This is a genomic window from Pseudomonas sp. NPDC090592, assembly GCF_044769185.1.
Taxonomy (GTDB): domain Bacteria; phylum Pseudomonadota; class Gammaproteobacteria; order Pseudomonadales; family Pseudomonadaceae; genus Aquipseudomonas.
The window spans coordinates 30,694-51,005 of sequence record NZ_JBIVXJ010000018.1 but is presented as its reverse complement, the minus strand read 5'-3'; the positions used below and the strand labels follow the sequence as shown (position 1 = coordinate 51,005).

At 65.4% G+C, this 20,312-nt stretch carries 16 protein-coding genes; 7 read left to right on the top strand and 9 right to left on the bottom strand.

What is annotated here, in order from left to right; all coding sequences use genetic code 11:
• Positions 1 to 72 precede the first annotated feature (72 nt).
• Both ACIQUI_RS17365 and ACIQUI_RS17360 read left to right on the top strand, forming a co-directional pair.
• Positions 73 to 1,419: a dipeptidase gene (locus ACIQUI_RS17365; protein WP_403200777.1), complete on the top strand. Its 1,347-nt coding sequence runs from the start codon at positions 73 to 75 to the stop codon at positions 1,417 to 1,419.
• A 17-nt stretch (positions 1,420 to 1,436) separates the two neighbouring features.
• Positions 1,437 to 2,729, top strand: a complete 1,293-nt coding sequence (locus tag ACIQUI_RS17360; RefSeq protein ID WP_403200775.1) for an aminotransferase class V-fold PLP-dependent enzyme — start codon at positions 1,437 to 1,439, stop codon at positions 2,727 to 2,729.
• Between the two features lie 128 nt (positions 2,730 to 2,857).
• Here ACIQUI_RS17360 and ACIQUI_RS17355 read toward each other — a convergent pair whose 3' ends face one another.
• Positions 2,858 to 3,826: an alpha/beta hydrolase gene (locus ACIQUI_RS17355; RefSeq protein ID WP_403200773.1), complete on the bottom strand. Its 969-nt coding sequence runs from the start codon at positions 3,824 to 3,826 to the stop codon at positions 2,858 to 2,860.
• A gap of 137 nt (positions 3,827 to 3,963) precedes the next feature.
• On the opposite strand from ACIQUI_RS17355, the gene ACIQUI_RS17350 reads away from it, so the two are divergent.
• Complete coding sequence (locus ACIQUI_RS17350) at positions 3,964 to 5,085, top strand: cupin-like domain-containing protein (RefSeq protein ID WP_403200770.1); 1,122 nt, start codon at positions 3,964 to 3,966, stop codon at positions 5,083 to 5,085.
• A gap of 72 nt (positions 5,086 to 5,157) precedes the next feature.
• Positions 5,158 to 6,126, top strand: coding sequence for a siderophore-interacting protein (locus tag ACIQUI_RS17345; RefSeq protein ID WP_403200767.1), 969 nt, complete (start codon positions 5,158 to 5,160; stop codon positions 6,124 to 6,126).
• 214 nt (positions 6,127 to 6,340) lie between these two features.
• Here ACIQUI_RS17345 and ACIQUI_RS17340 read toward each other — a convergent pair whose 3' ends face one another.
• From ACIQUI_RS17340 to ACIQUI_RS17305, 8 genes are all read right to left on the bottom strand, one after another.
• Positions 6,341 to 7,732, bottom strand: a complete 1,392-nt coding sequence (locus ACIQUI_RS17340; protein ID WP_403200764.1) for an aspartate aminotransferase family protein — start codon at positions 7,730 to 7,732, stop codon at positions 6,341 to 6,343.
• 214 nt (positions 7,733 to 7,946) lie between these two features.
• Positions 7,947 to 9,269, bottom strand: coding sequence for an ATP-binding protein (locus tag ACIQUI_RS17335; protein WP_403200761.1), 1,323 nt, complete (start codon positions 9,267 to 9,269; stop codon positions 7,947 to 7,949).
• Positions 9,266 to 9,949 (bottom strand): response regulator, encoded by a 684-nt coding sequence (locus ACIQUI_RS17330; protein WP_403200758.1) that lies wholly within the window; start codon positions 9,947 to 9,949, stop codon positions 9,266 to 9,268. Before ACIQUI_RS17330 ends, ACIQUI_RS17335 begins: the two co-directional genes overlap by 4 nt.
• Before the next feature lie 422 nt (positions 9,950 to 10,371).
• Positions 10,372 to 10,935 carry an NTP transferase domain-containing protein gene (locus ACIQUI_RS17325; RefSeq protein ID WP_403200756.1) on the bottom strand — a complete coding sequence of 188 codons (564 nt, stop codon included), beginning with the start codon at positions 10,933 to 10,935 and terminating at the stop codon, positions 10,372 to 10,374.
• The gene (locus ACIQUI_RS17320; protein WP_403200753.1) at positions 10,932 to 11,903 is read right to left on the bottom strand and encodes an XdhC family protein; all 972 of its coding nucleotides are present in this window, start codon (positions 11,901 to 11,903) and stop codon (positions 10,932 to 10,934) included. Before ACIQUI_RS17320 ends, ACIQUI_RS17325 begins: the two co-directional genes overlap by 4 nt.
• Positions 11,904 to 11,905: 2 nt before the next feature.
• On the bottom strand, positions 11,906 to 13,117 hold the full coding sequence (locus ACIQUI_RS17315) for a cytochrome c (RefSeq protein ID WP_403200751.1): 1,212 nt from the start codon (positions 13,115 to 13,117) through the stop codon (positions 11,906 to 11,908).
• 2 nt (positions 13,118 to 13,119) lie between these two features.
• The gene (locus tag ACIQUI_RS17310; RefSeq protein ID WP_403200748.1) at positions 13,120 to 13,656 is read right to left on the bottom strand and encodes a (2Fe-2S)-binding protein; all 537 of its coding nucleotides are present in this window, start codon (positions 13,654 to 13,656) and stop codon (positions 13,120 to 13,122) included.
• Positions 13,649 to 16,480 carry a xanthine dehydrogenase family protein molybdopterin-binding subunit gene (locus ACIQUI_RS17305; RefSeq protein WP_403200746.1) on the bottom strand — a complete coding sequence of 944 codons (2,832 nt, stop codon included), beginning with the start codon at positions 16,478 to 16,480 and terminating at the stop codon, positions 13,649 to 13,651. Before ACIQUI_RS17305 ends, ACIQUI_RS17310 begins: the two co-directional genes overlap by 8 nt.
• Positions 16,481 to 17,077: 597 nt before the next feature.
• Between ACIQUI_RS17305 and dsbD the strand changes: the two genes are divergently transcribed.
• From dsbD to dsbG, 3 genes are all read left to right on the top strand, one after another.
• Positions 17,078 to 18,790, top strand: coding sequence for a protein-disulfide reductase DsbD (dsbD, locus tag ACIQUI_RS17300; protein WP_403200743.1), 1,713 nt, complete (start codon positions 17,078 to 17,080; stop codon positions 18,788 to 18,790).
• Positions 18,790 to 19,626 (top strand): prolipoprotein diacylglyceryl transferase family protein, encoded by an 837-nt coding sequence (locus ACIQUI_RS17295; RefSeq protein WP_403200741.1) that lies wholly within the window; start codon positions 18,790 to 18,792, stop codon positions 19,624 to 19,626. Before dsbD ends, ACIQUI_RS17295 begins: the two co-directional genes overlap by 1 nt.
• Position 19,627: 1 nt before the next feature.
• The coding region (gene dsbG, locus ACIQUI_RS17290; RefSeq protein WP_403200738.1) for a thiol:disulfide interchange protein DsbG at positions 19,628 to 20,312 on the top strand (685 nt) is incomplete at its 3' end.

The window sequence follows — 20,312 nt, the reverse complement described above, 5'->3', positions numbered from 1 at the left end:
TGCGAGCTCGTTCACTGCAGGTAGCGGCGGCCTCTGTGCCCATCCCTCGACGGTGAACCTACTGAGACCAAGATGACGACTCCACGCTGGAAGAAAGCCCTGTTTATCAGCCTGGCCACGGCTGTTGCCGCCGGCGCCGGGTTTGCCGCCTGGTATTACCTGGCCACACCTGCCGGCTATTCCCGCGAGGTGACCCGCCAGGCCAACGACCTGCAGGAACGCATCATCTCGTTCGACAGCCATATCACCCTGCCGCTGACGTTTGGCACTGAAGGCAGCGAAGCCGACAAGGACGGCGGTGGCCGCTTCGACCTGGCCAAGGCGGCCCGCGGGCGCCTGTCGAGCGCCGCCCTGACCATCTTCGCCTGGCCAGAATCCTGGACCGGCAACGATGGCCCGCACCGCCCTACCCCAGGTTTTGTCGAGGCCGCTCGCCACACCCAGGAAGTGCGCTTCAACGCCATCACCGCCATGGTCCGCGACTTCCCGCAACAGGTCGGCATTGCCTATACCCCGCAAGACATGCGGCGCCTGCATGGCGAAGGCAAGTTCGCGGTATTCCTCAGCATGCTCAACGCCTATGCGCTGGGCGATGATATCGACCAGCTCGACCGCTGGGCCGCACGCGGCGTACGCATGTTCGGTTTCAGCTATGTGGGCAACAACAGCTGGGCCGACTCCTCACGCCCGCTACCGTTCTTCAACGACACCGTCGATGCGCTGGATGGCCTGTCACCAACCGGCAAGCGCGCGGTGCAACGGCTGAATGACCTGGGCGTGATCATCGACGTGTCGCAGATGTCGAGCAAGGCGCTGGCCCAGGTGGCCGCCCTCAGCCGCGCGCCGTTGGTGGCCTCGCACTCGGTGCCACGGGCCATGGTCGACATCAACCGCAACCTCTCCGACAAGGAGCTGCAACTGATCAAGGACAGCGGCGGGGTGATCCAGCTGGTGGCCTTCTCCACCTACCTCAAGCCGCTGACCAGCAAGACCCAGGACAAACTCAACGCCCTGCGTGCCCGCTACGACCTGCCGCCGCTGGCCAACCTCAATTACGCGCTGATGCCCGGCGACCCGGTGATCGCCGGCTGGCCCGAGCAGAAGGTTGGCCAGTACGCCAACGAGCTGTACGGCATTCTCGACGAAGAGCCGCCAGCCACGCTGAAGGACTACGGCGATGCCATCGACTACACCGTGCGCAAAGTGGGCATCGACCATGTCGGCCTGAGCTCGGACTTCAACGAAGGCGGCGGCATCGACGGCTGGCAGGACGCCAGCCAGGCCCGCAACGTCACCGCCGAGCTGATCAGCCGCGGCTACTCCGAAGCGGATATCGCCAAGCTCTGGGGCGGCAACTTCCTGCGGGTGTGGGAGCAAGTACAGCGCGCCGGGCAGCCTGTTGCCACTTCGTCCCACTGACCCTGTCGAGCACCTTGATGAACCATCGTCGTACCTTTCTCAAGCAGGCCGGCCTGCTGGCGGCCGCCCTGCCCCTGACCGGCCCCGGCCCGCTGCTGCCTACCGCCCGTGCCGCAGCGGCGCAACCCGCCAGTGCAGATAACTGGGCCGCGTTTCGCGGCCTGTTCGAGCTGGACCCTGCCTATGCGCACTTCGCCAACTTCCTGATTACCTCGCACCCCAAGCCCGTGCGCGAGGCCATCGAGGCCCTGCGCAGCCAATTCGACCGACAACCGGCACGCATGGTCGACTGGGACAGCCAGTCGGAGTGGAAGCACGAAGCCGCAGTGCGCGAATGGGCTGCACGTTACCTTGAAGTAACGCCACGGCAGATCGCCCTGACCGGCAGCACCACCGAGGGCCTGGGGCTGATCTATGGCGGATTGAAAATCGCGCCGGGGCAGGAAATACTCACAACCGTCCACGAGCACTCGGCAGCACGCCATACCATGGGTTTTCGGACCACGCGCGACGGCACACCCGTACGCCGCCTGCGCCTGTTCGAAGACCCCGCCAAGGTCAGCACCGACCAGGTGCTGGCTACCATTTCAGCCGCCATCGGGCCGAAAACCCGGGTGCTGGGCATGACCTGGGTGCACTCGGGCAGTGGCGTGAAGTTGCCTGTGGGCGAGATCGGCAAACTCGTGCGCGAGGTCAATCGCCAGCGTGACGAGCAGGACCAGATCATCTATGTGATCGACGGCGTGCATGGTTTTGGCGTTGAAGATAGTCGCTTTGCCGACTTCAACTGCGATTACTTCATCGCCGGCACGCACAAGTGGATGTTCGGGCCTCGGGGTACCGGAATCATTTGCGCAGCGTCTACAGAGCTGAAGCAGCTGACCCCGACCATCGCCACGTTTTCCGAAAACGAGGATTTCGCTACGGTGATGACGCCCGGTGGCTACCATGCGTTCGAGCACCGCTGGGCGCTGGGCAAGGCGTTCGAGTTGCACTTGCAACTGGGCAAGGCGGCGGTACAGGCGCGCATTCACGGGCTGAACGACTTGCTCAAGCAGCGGCTTGAGGCACTGTCGGGCATCGAGCTGGTGACGCCACGCAGCACCCGCTATTCGGCGGGGTTCTGCTTCTTCCGGGTCAAGGGGCAGGATGCCGATGAGGTGGCCAAATACCTCAACAGCCAGCGTATCGTGGTGGATGCGGTGTCGCGCGATGCCGGGCCGGTGGTGCGTACGGCGCCCGGGCTGCTGAATACCGAGGCAGAGATCGAGCGGTTGGTGGACGTGCTGAAGAAGCGCGTTCGCGGGTGATCACCTGGGGCCGCTTTGCGGCCCATCGCGACGCAAGGCCGCTCCCACATTGATCAGCGGCATACAGGTCTTTGTGGGAGCGGCCTTGTGTCGCGATAGGGGCGCAAAGCGCCCCCGGCAATATCAAGTCAAGACTGGCCAGCTACCCGCTGCAACCACTCCCCAACGTCCCGGTAAATCCCCTCCACCTGCCCAACAATCCCCGACATGCGCAGGAAATCATGGGTCAGCCCCTCCATCCGGGCAAAGGTCACCGCCGTCCCGCCCGCCAGCAACCAGTCACGATAGGCAATGCCTTCATCATGTAGCGGGTCATACTCGGCCACGAACAGGTACGCCGGCGCCAACGGTGTGCGCAGCGTCGACAGCAGCGGTGACACACGCCAGTCCAGCCGCTGCTCGGGCTGCGGCGCATAGTGCTGGTAGAACCACTCCAGGGTTGGCGTCTCCAGCAGGTAGCCCTCGGCATGCTCGCGGTGCGAGCCCCGTTGGCAGGAAGTATCCGTCACAGGATAGAACAGCAACTGCGCCAGCGGCTTGAACGCCAGCGCTTCGGGTTGCTCGACAGCGGTAATGGCCAATACCGCCGCCAGGCTTGCACCCACGCTATCCCCCGCCAACACCACCCGCCGGTTATCCAGCCCCAGCGCCGCCGCCTGCTCCGCCAGCCAGTTAGCGGCGTCCAGCACGTCATGCAGGGCCACCGGGAACTGCTGCTCCGGCGCCAGCCGGTAGTCTGCCGCCAGCACCGCAAACTCGCCCAGGGCCGCCAGCCGACGGCACACCGAATCGTGCGAATCGAGGCTGCCAACCACGTAGCCGCCACCATGCAGGTAGAGGATCACCGGCTGCAGGGCATCGCCGGCATCGCCCTGGCGGTACAAGCGGGCCGCCAGGCTGGCCCCGTCACGCGCAGTGATGCGCAGCTCACTGACCTGGACGTCGCCCGGCGGGCTCGGGTCGAGCACTTGCGAGCTGCCGGCGAACTCGGCCCGGGCCTGGGCCACGTCCATCGCGTGCATGGGCAGGCTCCTGCCCGTCAGCCGGCCAAATTCGACCAGTTCCAGAAATGCCGCCAGATCAGGGTGCAGTGCCATAGGGGTTCCTTGGGTCAACAATGTGAGCATCCCTACGGGACGTAGCAGCACGCCGGAAAATTACCCGCCCAAACGGCTAAATCCTTGGCGCAGGCGCTCGTTATCCCTGCACAACGAAAGACCGCCAGAGGCACACCGTGGACCTTCAGAGCATTCTCAGCAAACTGTTCGCCAACGCCCATGCCGTCGGCATCGAAGGCGTATTCCAGTTCGTCTTCGGCCACGACCGGGCCTTCTGGTCGGAGGTGCGCGACATGAGCCGCACTGGCGCCGGCCGGCACAGCGCGCCGGACGTCACCATCGAGGTGGCCGAGCGCGACTTCCTCGGCATCATGGGCGGCACCGCCAACGTCGAGGAACTGTTCGCCAGCGCACGCCTGAAAATCACCGGCAACATGGGCCTGGCCACGCTGCTGCCGCAAATCATCAGCAACGCCCGCCGCGGTACCCCGGTTGCCAAGGCATCGATGAACCAGCGCTACCCCACCCCGGCACGCTTCAGCGAACGGGTATCGGCCGCACTGCCGGTGCAGCGCGAGGTGGCGCGCATTGCCCGCAGCGACATGCCGCTGGCACGCTTCCAGAGCGAGTACCTGGTGCATGGCACCCCGGTGGTCATCAGCGATGCCCTGCAGGACTGGCCGCTGTTCACCATGGGCCGCGAAGCCTCCCTGCAACATTTCGCCGAGCTGCAGGGCATCACCCGGCACGGCGACTACGTGAAGAAAACCTTCTCCACCGACCGCGATTTCCGCTCCACCTCCATGGCCGAGTTCATCGCCTCGCTGGATACCCCGGCAAAACCAGGTGAAACCCCGGCCTACATGGGCAACAACATCGTGCCGGAAAAGCTGCTGACGCTGATCCGCTACCCGCAGTACTTCGCACGCGAAAAATTCATCGCACCGCGCATCTGGATCGGCCCCAAGGGCACGCTGACACCCCTGCACCGTGACGACACCGACAACCTGTTTGCCCAGGTCTGGGGGCAAAAGTCGTTCATCCTCGCCGCCCCGCACCACCGCCCGGCCGTGGGCACCTGGTCGACCAGCCCCAAAGGCGGCCTGGACGGCTGCGACTTCAACCCCGACGCCCCGGACTACCAGCGCTTCCCGGCAGCACGCGACGTGCCGTTCCTGCGCGTGGTGCTGCAGGCCGGTGACCTGCTGTTCCTGCCTGAAGGCTGGTTCCATCAGGTGGAGTCGGTATCCACCTCGCTGTCGGTGAACTTCTGGGTGAACTCGGGGCGCGGCTGGTAACGACTCGTGCGGGGCTAATTTGCAGTGCTGGCGGCTCGTCCCTAGAGAAAACCGCCAGCAAGAGGCTCCTGCATGTCCAGCTCCGCCAGCATCACCCAAGCGCTGCAGCAAGGCCTGCGCCGCCTGATCAAGGGCCGCACGCCGGCCACCGGCGCCTACCGCATCTTCGACCTGGTGCTTGTCCGCCGCATTCAACTCAGCCCATCGCTGACCCGCCTGGTGTTCACCGGCCCGGATGTCGCCGAAATGAGCACGCTGGCGCCGGACCAGCGCGTCAAGCTGCTGTTCCCCGCCCCTGACGGCTCATTGCCCAGCCTGAGCAACGACCTGCACTGGAAGACCGCGCACAGCGCATTGCCTGCCGCCCAGCGCCCGCCGATGCGCACCTACACCATTCGCGCCCTGCGCCGCGAAGCCATGGAGGTGGATGTCGACTTCGTGCTGCATGGCGTGAACGGCCCGGCCTCGGCCTGGGCTACCCATGCGCAGGTGGGTGACGGCTTGCAGATGGTCGCGCCCAACCTGGCCTATGCAGGCGACCCCGGCGGCTACGAATGGAAACCGCCACAGGGGGTGCACAATGTGCTGCTGGTTGGCGACGAGACGGCGCTGCCGGCCATCGCTGGCATTCTTGAACAACTGGCTGGCAAGCAACCTGACCTGGCTGTACAGGCGTTCATCGAAGTGCCCCTGGAGGCCGACTGCCTGGACCTGCACCACGGCCCTGCCACCCAGCTGCACTGGCTGCCGCGCGAAGTGCTGCAATGCGAACATGGCCACGCCATGCAACATGCCGTGCGTGAACTGGCCAGCCTGCCACAGGGTGCTGCCGCGCCCCGGGCGAAGCTGGAAGACGTGGATATCGATACGCGGATCCTGTGGGAACAGGCCAGCAGCGCCAGCAGTACGTTTCATGCCTGGGTGGCGGGGGAATCGGCGACGGTGATGGATATTCGTCGGTATCTGATCAAGGAGCGCGGGTTGCAGCGTGAATGCCTGACCTTGATGGGGTATTGGCGGGCCGGGCGCACATTCGACTGATTTTAGCAGGACCTCTGTGGGAGATTGCCTAGCCCATTGGGCTGCGCTGTCGCGCAGAGAACTGATGCCGAGCGCACCGCGTACCCTGTGGGAGCGGGCGTGCCCGCGAAGAATCCAACGCGGTGCATGGCACCGGCTGCGCCGGTGTTCGCGGCGGTTCGACGCCTCGGCACGACCGCTCCCACAGGGGCCGCACAGCGGCCCCGGCGGTCGGTCAGACTGCCGCGATGAAGGCCTCGGTAAAGCGCTGCGCCACGTCATCGATCTGCTCGCCACTGATGATCAGCGGCGGCAGGAAGCGCACCACGGCGCCATGCCGCCCACCCAGCTCCAGAATCAACCCGCGCTTCAGGCATTCACGCTGCACCTTGGCCGCCAGCTCGCGGTTGGCAACCGGGTGGCCCAAGGCATCCCGCTTGCCCTGCGGATCCACCAGCTCCACCCCAAGCATCAACCCGCGCCCGCGCACATCACCCAGTTGCGGGTAATCGCGCTGCAACTGCAACAGGTGCTTGCGCAAGCGCAGCCCCATGGCCTCGGCATGCTCGGCCAACCGGTGTTCCACCAGGTAATTGATTACCGCCGAGCCCGCCGCCATGGCCATCTGGTTGCCACGGAACGTGCCAGCGTGGGCACCCGGCTTCCAGGTATCCAGCCAGTCGCGGTACACCACCACCGCCAGCGGCAGGCTGCCGCCAATGGCTTTGGACAAGGTGACCACATCTGGCACGATGCCGGCATGCTCAAAGGCGAACATGCGCCCGGTGCGGGCAAAACCGCTCTGGATCTCGTCGACGATCAGCGCCACGCCGGCCTGCTCGGTGATCCGGCGCACACCCTTGAGCCACTCGATATCGGCCGGAACCACCCCGCCCTCACCCTGCACCACTTCCAGGATGACCGCCGCCGGCAGCGGCACACCGCTTTCCGGGTCGAGCAGCAGGTTTTCCAGGTAATGCAGGTTGGCCTTGACCCCGGCTTCGCCACCCAGGCCGAACGGGCAGCGGTAGTCGTAAGGGTACGGCATGAACTGCACACCGCTACCCAGCAAGGCCCCCAGTGGCTGCTTCGGCCCATGGCTGCCCATAAGGCTCAACGCGCCCTGGCTCATGCCATGGTAGGCGCCGTGGAAGGCCAGTACGGTGCTGCGGCCGGTGGCCATGCGTACCAGCTTGAGCGCCGCCTCCACCGCGTCGGTGCCGGTCGGGCCGCAGAACTGCACCTTGGCCTCACGGCGCAGTGCCTCGGGCAGGATGCCGAACAGGTCCTGAACGAAGCGGTCCTTGACCGGCGTGGTCAGGTCCAGGGTGTGCAGGGGCAGCTCTTCTGCCAATACCCGCTGGATCGCCTCGACCACTACCGGGTGGTTATGGCCCAGCGCCAACGTGCCGGCGCCGGCCAGGCAATCGATGAACTGGCGGCCTTCGACATCTTCCACATGGATGCCGCGGGCGCGCTTGAGCGCCAGCGGAATACGCCGTGGATAGCTGCGGGCGTTGGACTCCTGTTGCTGCTGGCGTTGCAACAGCGGGGAGTCGGTGAATTCGTAGAGTGGCTGCGGCACGCTGGCCGGCGGGAGCTGGGCAAGGCTGGAAGCGGTGGACATGGGTGAATCCTCGCAAGCAAGCGAATGAGCGGTTATCGCTTTGAAAACGCTTGAGTGCGGGGAGGATTTAGCCGTTGTTGCAGGATTTTGCTTTACCTGTGCCGGCCCCTTCGCGGGCACGCCCGCTCCCACAGGGACCGCACAAATCTTGAAACCCGTGCAGTACCTGTGGGAGCGGGCGCGCCCGCGAAAGGGCCGGCACAGGCGATGAAGATCAATGCCCCGAGCGCGCCGGCACTTGCAACAGCACCCGCAACCCATCGCTACGGCTGTCAAAGCGCAGGCTACCGGCACACCGCTGCACAATCGCCTGTACGATCGCCAGCCCCAACCCACAACCACCACTCTGCCCGTTACGCCAGAAGCGCTCGGTCAAATGCTCAAGGTCCGCCTCGGCAATGCCCGGCCCATGGTCGCGCACCATGAAGCCCACCTGCCCGCCAGCCATCTGCACTTCCAGTTCCACCGCCTCATCGCCGCCATGGCGCAAGGCGTTGTCCAGCAGATTGCGCAGCGCTGCCACCGCCAACGGTGCCGGCATACCCAGGTAAATCTGCGTCGCCTCTTCAGGCAAACGCAAGACAATGCGGCGGTTATCCCCCCCACCGGCGTCTTGTACTGCCTGCCGGGCCACCTGCTCGGCGCTGCACTGCACGCCATCGTCGAACGACAGGCTACCCTCCACCCGCGCCAGCATCAGCAACTGCTCCAGCGTGCGGTGCATGCGGTCGGCACCTTGCTCGGCATGTTCCAACGCCTGCTCGCGCACCGCACCATCGGTCATACGCGCCACTTGCAGGTGGGTCTTGATTGCCGTCAGCGGGCTGCGCAGTTCATGGGCCGCGTCGTCGGTCAGGCGCCGTTCGCGCTCGAGGGTCTGGGCAATGCGCAGGAACAGCTGGTTCTGGGTTTCCAGCAAGGGTTGCAGCTCGCTGGGCATGCCTGCCACCTGCAACGGCTCGACGCTGTCCACACGCCTTCGGCGCAAGGCGTCGCGCATACGGTTGAGCGGCTCCAGGCCCTTGCCCAGACCAATCCACAACAGCCCCAGGCTGCCGAGCAGGGCCATCAGCACCGGCGCCGAAGCCGCCAGCAGGATCGACTGGTTCAGCGCCTCGCGCTCCATGTGCCGGTCGGCAGTGGTGATGCGTACATCGCCATGGTTATAGGTGAAGGTGCGCCACAGTGCGTTATCGATGGTCTGGTCGCGGAAGCCACTGCGCTCATCGTCCATGGCGCCATCGTGCTTATGGTTGCTGGCGAGGATTTCGCCACGCAGCGAGCTGACCTGGCAGGCCATGCCATCCGGCACGCTGAACTGGTCGGCGGAAAAGTGTGCTTCGCCGCCCTTGGCAGTCAGTGGCTGGGGCAACTGGTCGATCAGCCCGGCGACCATGCGTGCCGACGCCACCAGACGCTGATCGAGGGAAAACATCATCTGCTGGCGCAAGTCACGCAGCATCCACGCAGCGGCCAGCACCCAGATGATCACAAAGGCGCTGCCCAGGATCAGGCTCAGGCGTACCCGCAGGCTCACGATGCAGCCTCTTGCGGTGCCTGTGCCGGGCCCAGCCGGTAACCCAGGCCACGCACGGTCTCGACGATACCGTTGCCCAGCTTGCGCCGCAGATGGTGGATATGCACGTTCAGGGCGTTGCTCTCGACTTCGTCGCTGAAGCCGTACACGCAGTCTTTCAGTTGTTCGCTGGACAGCACCCGCCCAGGGTTCTGCAACAACGCCTGGAGCAAGGCCTGCTCGCGGCGGGACAGGTCGACCGGTTGCCGGGCCAGGGTTGCCTCGCAGCTGCTGGGGTCATACCGCAGCGGCCCGTGCTCGATCACATTCACCGCCCGCCCGGCCACCCGGCGCAGCAGGGTGTGCAGGCGTGCGGCCAGTTCGCGCAGGTCGAACGGTTTGAGCAGGTAGTCGTCGGCGCCGGCCTGCAGGCCGTCGACGCGGTCGGTGACCGCATCGCGGGCAGTGAGCACCAGTACCGGCAAGGTTTCGCCTTTTTCGCGCAAGCGGCGCAGCAGCTTGAGGCCATCCTCATCGGGCAGGCCGAGGTCGAGAATCATCACGTCGAACTGCGCGGCCTGCAGCATTGCCCGCGCAGCCGCGGCGTTGCCCACCCGGTCCACGGTCAGGCCCTGGGCGGTAAGGCCGGCGCAGATGCCGGCGGCGATCAGGTCGTCGTCCTCGCAGAGCAGAACGTGCATGGTGGGGCTCCCGGAGTGGTGTGGCTGGCATTGCACTATGCAGGGATTAAGGGGGGATTATGGACCTTTTGTGGCTGGGTTGGGGGAGTTCGGCCTGGGGCGGGTGTTCGCCACAACATATTCTGCGCCAGTGAGATCGAGCGCCGCCCGCGCGGCGCTTCGCGGGGCAAGCCCGCTCCCACATTTGTTTCGGGCCAATTATTCCTGTGCCTTAGGCGCGCGCCCCTTTTGTATGACAGGAGATTGCTGAAGAGAAACTGCTACCCCTTCAATATCGAAGGGAACAAACCAGGCGGACAGAGGCCATCTCACAGGATGGATTGGCCCGAAACAAATGTGGGAGCGGGCTTGCCCCGCGAAGCGCCGCGCGGGCGGCGCTCGATCTCACAGGCGCAGAACATGCTGCGGCGAACACCCCAGGCCTACATCAACCCCTGCGGCGTATCCACATCCCGCAACACCCCTGCATCCTCCACCTCAACCTCCACACAACAATCCCGCTGCGCGCGCACCACCCCCCGCGCCCCTTCATCCCCAGACAACTGCCCCAGCGCCGGCCAGAAATCGCGCCCGAAGATCACCGGATGCCCCTGCTGCCCCGCATGGCGCGGCAACACGATGTTCGAAGCGCGGGAAGCCTCGACCAGACGCTGCAAGGTTACCGATTCTATCCACGGCATATCACCCAACAGGATCGCCACCGCCTGCGCGTGGCTGTCGCCCAACGACCCGACCCCGGCCGCCAGGCTGTGCCCCATCCCCAGCGCCGCATCCGGGCTGACGATGACCCGGCAACCGGCAGGCAAACCAAAATCCTCGGCCCGCTCCCCCGCACGCAGCACCACGCGCACATCGTCGAACACCGCCCTCGCCCGCTCCACGCTATGCGCCAGCAAGCTGCGCCCATCAGTCAGTGCCGCCCGGCGCTTGTCAGCACCGAAACGCATACCGCGCCCGGCCGCCAGCACCAGCGCGACCACGCTCACAGCGCAGCCCGCCCGATGCCGTTGCGCAGGCGCAGGATATCGGCGAGCACTGCCAGGGCAATTTCGGCTGGGGTCTTGCTGCCCAGGTTCAGGCCGATTGGCGCATGAATGCGCGCCAGCTCGGCACCGCCCAGGCCGCCAATGCGCTGCAACCGCTCGCGGCGCTTGTCGGAGGTGGCTTTCGAGCCCATCACGCCAATGTAGAACGCGTCGGTACGCACCGCTTCAAGCATGGCCAGGTCATCGATTTTCGGATCATGGGTCAATGCAACCACCGCCGTGTCGGCATGGCAACCGCCCTTGGCGATAAATTCCGACGGCAGTTCGCGGCGCACCTCGATGCCGTCCAGCCGCACGCCGTCGAGCACCTCGTCACGCGGCTCACACAGGATGACTTCAAAGCCCATGCCCCTGCCGAACTCCGCACAGAAATGCGCCACACTCGAATAGCCGGCCAGCAGCAGGCGCTGGGCAGCGCCGACACGCAGGCGCACCCCGGCACCTTGCCGTTCGACGCGTGGCCCCTGGCTGTGGTCAACGGCCAGCTGGCGAGTTCCCTCGGGCAAGCGCACCTCGCGCAGCACCCGGCGCTGGCCCGACAGGGCGCTTTCCAGTTCACGCAGATGCGCCTGCACCTCGCACTCGGCTGCCAGGTTTTCCACCAGCACCTCAAGCACGCCACCACACGGCAGGCGGATGCTGGAACGCGCGTCGCTGCCATCGCCATACCGCACAATGGCCACCGGCTCGGGGAATTCTCCCAACCCCACGCGCTCAAGGAAGTCGTCCTCTACGCAACCACCCGACAGCGAACCCAGCCATTGACCGCTGGCATTCACCGCCAGCAGCGAGCCCGGCGCACGCGGCGCCGAACCATAGGTGGCAAGCACCGTGCACAGCCACACCCGCTGGCCATTGCACGACCACTGCAACGCCTGGCGGATCACCTGTAGATCGAGATGCTGCACGTTTACTCCGCCTTCAGCTCGGCGAGCTGCTGTACGTTCAGGTCACCGGGCAATCCACCCCAGGCCTGGCGCAGGTAGTTGACCATATCCGTCACCTGGTGGTCGTCGAGCTTGTCGGCAAAGCCTGGCATCGGCTGCATGCGCTCAAAGCCGGTGAACTGCTGTTCACGGATGCCTTCGAGGATAACCTTGACCAGGTTGCGCGAGTCAGCCTGGCGCAGCACGGTGTTGCCCTGCATGGCCACGGCAATGTGCGGCTTACCCTCGCCGTCGACACCATGGCAGCCGGCGCAGACGTTCAGGTACTGCTGGCGGCCACGCTTGGCGCTGTCGGTCAGTTGCGCAAGCGGCACCGCCTCGATCACCTTGGCCTTGGGCGGCTGGTCGCCCAGCAGGTAGGTGGCCATGGCCGCCAGGTCGACGTCCTCCAGGTGTTGGGTGCTGTGATGCACCACCGGGAACATCTCGTTGAACATGCTGCCCTGGGCGCTGATGCCATGCTTGAGGAAGGTGGTCAGGTCCGGCTGGGTCCAGCCGCGCTCGGCCAGGTCCTGGGCCAGCAGGCTGGGCGCCAGGTAACCGCCAAGCAGGCCGCCGGTCAGGCGCTGGTCCTGCTGCAATGCGCCAATCGGGTTACGCGGGGTATGGCACTCGCCGCAATGGCCCATCACCTCGACCATATACTGCCCACGCTGCCAGGCCGGGCTTTTACCCTCGCTCGGTTGCAGCTGCACGCTCTTGCCGTAAAGCATGTTCCAGCCACTCAGGCCCATGCGCACGTTGAACGGGAAACGCAGTGCGGTCTGCGGGGCCGGGCGGTTGATCGGCGGGATGGTCATCAGGTAGGCAAGGATCGCGTCCGAATCCTCGCGCTTGATCAGGTGGTACGAGGTATACGGCATCGCCGGGTAAAGGTTGGCGCCGTCCTTGCGCTTGCCCTGGGTAACCGCAGCAAAGAACTCGTCGGCACTGTAGTTGCCAATGCCGTACTGCTTGTCCGGGGTGATGTTACTGCCATAAATGGTGCCGAACGGCGAATGAATGGGCAGGCCGCCGGCATACGGCGCGCCACCTTCGGCCGTGTGGCAGGCCATGCAGTCCGCCGCGCGGGCCAGGTATTCACCGCGCTTGACCTGCGCCTCGTCGGCCGCCAGGGCAACCGAGCTGACCGCCAGGCCAAGGGCCAGCGCGAGTGCGCTACGTACGAAACCCATGCTCAACCCTCCTTGACCAGACCGAGGTCGTCGAGCACCTTGCGGGTGGCATCGTAGTAACGCACGTAACCGGTGCAGCGGCAGATGTGGTGACCGAGGCTGGCCTCGATGCGGTCTTGCACCTCGCTGTGCTTCAGCGGCTGGCGCTGGGCGGTTTCCACCAGCACCGTGGCGGCGTTGACGAAGCCCGGTGCACAGTAGCTGCACTGGAAGGCGAACAGCTCGACGAACTTCTGCTGGATAGGGTTCAGCGTCAGGTTGCCGCTCTCGTCGCGCCTGGCGTGGCCCTCGATGGTGCGGACCTTCTTGCCCTCGAAGTAGTGGGCACCGGTGATGCAGGTGCGCACTTCCTCGCTGGTGCCGTCGGGGTTGTCGACGATCACCACGCAGGCGTGGCAGATGCCCTGGCCACAGCCCAGGCGCGAACCAGTGAGGTTCTGGTGTTCGTGCAGGTAGTCGATCATCGCCAGGTCATCGGGGACCTCGACCGGGCCGACCGGTTGACCGTTGAGGGTCAGTTGCAGTGGACGGTTAGCCATTGAGGGCCTCCTTGATACGGGCTGGGGTGATGGGGAGATCGCGCACGCGCTTGCCGATGGCATGCGCGACGGCGTTGCCGATGGCACCGACGACCGGGATCATCACCACTTCGGCGATGCCCTTGGACGGGTCGGTCGGTGACAGCGGCGGGAGGATTTCGCTGGTCTGCGTCCACACTGCCACGTCGCGCGCATGCGGCAGGCGGTAGCGGTTGAAGTTCCAGTCGCCCTCCCCGGGCCCGCCCTCGTACAACGGCATTTCTTCGGTCAGCGCGTGGCCGATGCCCATGGCGATACCGCCTTCGAGCTGGCCCTTGACCAGCTCCGGCACCAGCACCCGGCCGCACTCGATCCAGCTGTGGTGGTTGAGCACCTGCGTCTCGAAGGTGCCCTTGTTGACCTTGACCTCAACGATGGTCGCTACAGGGCTGTAGTAGGTGACCATGGCATTGTTCAGCTGGGTGTCGGGGTAGCTGGCGTTCTGCCGGTCGAGCAGCTGGTAGCCGTGGCTGCTCATCTGCGCCTTCTTGGCGTTCACCGCGCCATCGCCGTATTTCACCGCCAGGGCATCGAGCGGCAAGCGCTCGCGTACGCCGTCGATGACAAAATCGGCCTCGGCCCAGCTCCAGCGGTTGAAACCGTGCACGCTGGCGCCGGTGACCAGGCCCATGTCGTGGGCCTTTTGTGCCAGCTGGGCAAACGGGATCGGCTGCAAGCCGTTGCCGGTCAGCTCACCGTTGACCCATACCGCGTTTTCCCGGCGCACCACCAGCGGGTTGGCCTGGCCGCCATGCGGGCCCTGGCTCCAGATGGCCATGGCTGCCGGCCACAGGCCGTGGTTGAACAGCACGCGCGCCGCTTCGCGGGTGGCATGGCTGAAGTAGAACGCCGAGTTGGTCGCCGACGAGGGCGACGCCAGCTTGCCCACCCAACGCGGGTTGCGCAGCGCAGCGTTCTGTTCAGGCTGGCTGATGAGGTACGGGTTGCCGCTGGTGCTCAGTTGCAGCTCTGGCCATTCGGTCACGGCGGTTTTTACTTCGTCGGCCGGGCGGCCCAGGAAATCGCTGACCACCAAGGCCTGCGAGGTGGACATGCCGGTGCCCAGTTCGGTGCCGATGTGGCGCAGGCTGATGCGGCCGTCGCGGCTGAATTCCACGCTGGCCATCGGTGCTTCAGAGCCGGTGCCAAAGTCTTTCTGGCAGATGGCAAAGCCCACGCCGTACCAGTGGTCCTGATCCTGCGCGTCCATCTGCCGCTTGCGGGCGTCGCGGTTGCGCCACCGGTCATCCACGGCAGCCTTGTCGAGGATCTCGTACAAGCGCAGGGCACCGGCCGGGACCGCGCCCTGGGTGTTCTTCATGCCCGACTTCAGCGCGTTGGCGCGGCGCAGGTCGATGGCATCGACGCCCAGGCGCCCGGCAATCTCGTCCACCATCATTTCGGTGGCCGCCATGCTTTGCAAGGTGCCGTAGCCGCGCATGGAGCCGGCTTCGACACCGCGCGAATAGTAGGCGGTAACCGACAAGTCGTTCTGCGGCATGTAATAGATCGATTGCGCGGCAGTAGCCCCCACCGCAGCTACCGACGGGCTGTAGTTGATGCGCCCGCCGCCATCGCAGCTCATGTCGGCGCGGAAGATCCTGAAGCTGTTGTCCTTCTTGTCCACGGCCAGCTGGTAGCGGATATCAAAGGCATGGCGCTTGATGCCGCTCTGGAACTGCTCGTAGCGGTCGTTGGCCAGGCGGATCGGCACACCGGCGCCATACAGCGCGGCCACGGCAGCGTAGAAGACGAAGATGTTGTTGTCTTTCGAGCCGTAGCCAACGGTGTAGCCCGGGTGCATGTTCAGCGTGTTCAGGGCGAAACGCGACGGCTTGATCATGTGCACGCATTCCTGCGCCACTTCGAACGGGCACTGGGTGGCGACCACGAAGTGCAGCGTGCCGGTGGCCGGGTCATACCAGCCATTGCCGTTGTCGGGCTCCAGCGCGGCGGGTTCGATGGACGGCGTCTTGTAGCGCTCGTCGAACACCAGCCAGTCTTCGGGCGGGTTGTCCAGTTGCTCGGCCATGCGCCTGGCGTAGAACAGCCCCTGCTCGGTCAGGTCGCCATGCTGGTTGGGCTGCTTCGACCACACCGGCTTGCGGTTGAGAATGGTGGGGAACAGCATGGAGTTCTTCAGGCTGGAGAACTCATCGTCATCAAACGGCGTGGCACCGCCCACGCGCACAAAGCGGAAGCTGCCGTAAGGGTCGCGCTGGTACAGCGGCGCCTGGGCACCGTAGCGGATTGCCTTGTCGTTGAACTGCAGCTTGCGCTTGGCCTGGCGGAAGCGTTCGAAGTCGTGCCAGATGAGGATGGCGACCGGGTGGCCGATGAACATCGGCACCTTGCCGGGCGGCAACAGCGGGTCGGGCGAGTGCGCCTCGGGCCAGGCGATACCGTCGTTTTCCAGGTCGGCGGCAGTGACGATGCGGTCGGGCTGCAAGTCGGTACCGAGCAGGCTCAGGTCATGGCCTGCATAAATGCGGTCGGCCTTGGTCGCCTTCAGCAACAGCGCATGGCCCTGCTGCGCCGGCCAGCCGGGCATATCCTTGGCGCGGATGTCGCGGGCGAACACCTTGTCGCCGCACACCTTGGACAGGGCATCGTTACGCAAGCGCGCCTTGCCGTCATGGTTCATCCACTTCTGCGGCGAGGTGGTAACGCGTTCTTCCATCAGCGCGGCAAATGCCTGGCTGCCAAGTGGCGCCATGGTCACGCCGACACCAGCGATCAGGCCGCCTTGCAGGAAGGCGCGCCGGGAAATATCACGGTTGGACATGCTTGATCCTCTGGGCAGCAGGGGGTCTGCCCATGTTTTTTTTGATTCTTGTGCGGGGAACTCGGAAGGGTGAGAACCTTGTCGCGCGAGTCAGAAAAAACTGACTTCTGCGTCAACTTTATAACAAGAATGTGGGCATAAGCAAAGTCAAGCCGACAATATGTCGCGGTGTGTCCAGGCTGATGGGCGGGATTGGGGGTGTGGCTGGCAGGTGTTCGCCTGGGGATTTTCAGCGCCTGGGAGATCGAGCGCCGCCCGCGCGGCGCTTCGCGGGGCAAGCCCGCTCCCACATTTGTTTCGGGCCAGTGTGGCCTGTGGCATTTGCGCGCGACCGCCTTGTTTGTTCGACTCGCTATTTAGACGGGCACCAAGGGGCCGCGCGCCCCTGCCTCAGGAATAATTGGCCCGAAACAAATGTGGGAGCGGGCTTGCCCCGCGAAGCGCCGCGCGGGCGGCGCTCGATCTCACAGGCGCGCACAATTACACGACATGCGCCTGTAAGCCCTGATGCGCTCTCTGACCAGTCACCTGAGTTAACCTTCATTTAATCGACCCAATCCAGCATGGCCCCATTCCTAGATCTGCCAAGGCGAAGACATGCGCGTTCTCCTGCTCTTCCTTACACTGCTGCTGGCCGGCCCGTTGCAGGCCAACCCGTTCGACGTGAAACCGGACTTCCTGCCGGTGGAGCAGGCTTTCGTGCTCACCCACGACCGCCAGGCCGACGGCCAGATGCGCCTGTACTTCCAGATCAAGCCTGGCTACTACCTGTACCAGAAACGCCTGAAATTCGACGGGCTGCCGCCCGAGCAGCACCCGCAACTGCCAGCGGCGCTCAACCACCATGACGAGTTCTTCGGTGACAGCGCGGTGTATCGCGACCAGCTCGAACTGCTGCTGCCGGCCAATGCACAGGGCCAGTTGCGCCTGGGCTGGCAGGGCTGCGCCGACGCCGGCCTGTGCTACCCGCCGCAAACCACCTCGATCGACCTTGGCGGCAGCGTGGCGCCGGCCGCCGAACAAGCCAGCGACCAGGCATTGGCCAGTGGCCTGCAACAGGGCCACCTGGCCTGGAGCCTGCTGGCGTTCTTCGGCCTGGGCCTGCTGCTGGCCTTTACCCCCTGCTCGCTGCCGATGCTGCCGATTCTTGCCGGGCTGGTGCTGGGCAATGGTGCCAGCGCCCGACGCGGCTGGCTGCTGGCCGGGGTGTATGTGCTGAGCATGGCGCTGGTGTACGCCGCGCTGGGCGTAGTCGCCGCGCTACTGGGCGCCAGCCTGCAAGCCTGGCTGCAACAACCCTGGTTGCTGGGCAGCCTGGCAGGGCTGTTCGTGCTGCTGGCCCTGCCGATGTTCGGCGCCTTCGAACTGCAACTGCCTGCCGCCCTGCGTGACCGCCTGGACCGTGCCGGGCAAGGTACCCGTGGTGGCAACCTCTACGGTGCAGCGCTGCTCGGCGCGTTGTCGGGCCTGCTGATGGGGCCGTGCATGACCGCGCCTCTGGCCGGCGCGTTGCTGTACATCGCCCAGAGCGGCGACGTGCTGCAAGGTGCGCTGGTGCTGTTCAGCCTCGGCCTGGGCATGGGCGTGCCGCTGCTGTTGCTGGTCACCCTGGGCAACCGCTACTTGCCGCGCCCTGGCGCCTGGATGGAGCGGGTCAAGGCGGTGTTCGGCTTCGTGTTCCTGGCCATGGCGCTGTACACCCTGCGCAGCCTGCTGCCCGCCACCCTGCTGCTGGCGCTGAGCGGCGCCTGGCTGATCGCCCTGGCCTGGGCCAGCTGGCCGGCCCTGCAGCGCCTGCCAGCATTGCGCGCCGTGCCACTGTTGGGTGCCCTGTGGGGCGGCTTGTTGCTGGTAGGCGCTGCGGCAGGTGGCGACGATCTGTGGCAACCGCTGCGACCGTTCGCCGGTGGTGGTATGCCCGTTGCTGGTCAGCATGCCGAGGAGAGCTTCGTGACCGTGAGCCGCCCCGAAGACTTGCAACGTGAACTGGATGCGGCCAAGGCCCGTGGCCAGTGGGTGATGCTCGACTACTATGCCGACTGGTGCGTGTCGTGCAAGGTCATGGAAAAACAGGTGTTCGCCCGCAGCGATGTACAAACCGGCCTGGCCGGCGTGCACCTGTTGCGCCTGGACGTGACCGCCGACAGCCCGGCCAGCAAGGCCCTGCTGCAACGCTATCAGGTACCCGGCCCGCCCAGCATCATCTGGATCGGCCCGGAAGGCGATGAGCGCCGTGCACGGCGTATCACCGGTGAAGTCGACGCCGCCGCATTCCAGCAACACTGGGCCCAGACCAGGAGCCAAGGCTGATGCTGACCGTAACCCTCGGGCCACTGACCATGGCCCTCAACCACCTGCTGATGCTCGCCGCCCTGGGAATCGCCTGCGTTGTCGGCTGGTGGGTCGCCCGGCGTGGTGGTGAAAGCCCGGAATCTGCGCTGTTCAACCTGTTCCTGATCGGCGTGCTGGCTGCCCGTGCAGGCTTCGTGCTGGCCTACTGGCCGATGTACCGCGATGAGCCGTTGCAGATCATCGACATCCGCGACGGTGGCTTCCTGTTCTGGTCGGGCCTGGCCGGTATCGTCCTCGCGGCCCTGTGGCAGGGCTGGCGCCAGCCGGGCCTGCGTCGCCCGCTGGGCTGGGCGCTGTTCAGTGGCGCATTGTTCTGGGGCCTGGCCAGCCTGGGCGGGCACCTGTACAGCAAAGGCACCGAACTGCCGGAACTTGCCCTGCGCAACGCTGGCGGCCAATCCGTCGCATTGCACAGCTACCGTGGCAAGCCGCTGGTGATCAACATCTGGGCCACCTGGTGCCCGCCCTGCCGCCGGGAAATGCCAGTGCTGCAACAGGCGCAAAGCGACTATCCGCACGTGACGTTCCTGTTCGTCAACCAGGGCGAGACCCCGGAAAACGTCAGCACCTTCCTTGCCACTACCGGCCTGAGCCTGACCCACGTGCTGTTCGACGGCACCGGTCTGCTGGCGCAGCGCGTCGGCTCCATGGCGCTGCCCACCACCCTGTTCTACGACGCCGAAGGGCGGCTGGTCGGCAGCCACCTGGGCGAGCTGTCCAAGGCCAGCCTGCGCCACGCCCTGGAACCTTTCGACCGGGCCTCTGCGCCCACCTCCGCCGTACAAGGAAACTGACATGCGACTGACTGCACTGCTGCCCCTGTCCCTGGCCCTGCTGGCCGCCCCGACCTTGCAGGCCGAAGAGCTGCCCAAGGCCGTTCAGCAACTGCAAGCCAAGGGCGCCGTGATCAAGGGCAGCTTCAATGCACCCAATGGCCTGCGCGGTTACGCCGCCGAGTACCAGAACAACGCCCTGGCCCTGTACCTCACCCCTGACGGCAAGCACGTGCTGGTTGGCAACCTGTTCGACGAGCAAGGCAAGGACCTGAGCGCCGAGCCGCTGGAAAAGCTGGTTTATGCGCCGATGAGCAAGGAAATCTGGGCGAAGATGGAGAAAACCGCCTGGATCGCCGATGGCGAGGCCGATGCGCCACGCAAGGTGTACCTGTTCAGCGACCCGAACTGCCCGTACTGCAACATGTTCTGGGAACAGGCGCGGCCGTGGGTGAAGTCGGGCAAGGTGCAATTGCGCCATATCATGGTCGGCATCATTCGCGAAGACAGCCCGGGCAAGTCGGCGGCGCTGCTGGCAGCAAAAGACCCGGCCAAGGCATTGCAGGAACATGAAATGGCCGGCAAGGCCAGCAAGTTGAAGGCACTGGAACAGGTACCGGAAGCGGTGCAGCAGAAGCTGGCAGCGAACATGGCGCTGATGGAAGAGATGGGGTTGCAGGCGACGCCGGCGATTTTCTATCAGGATG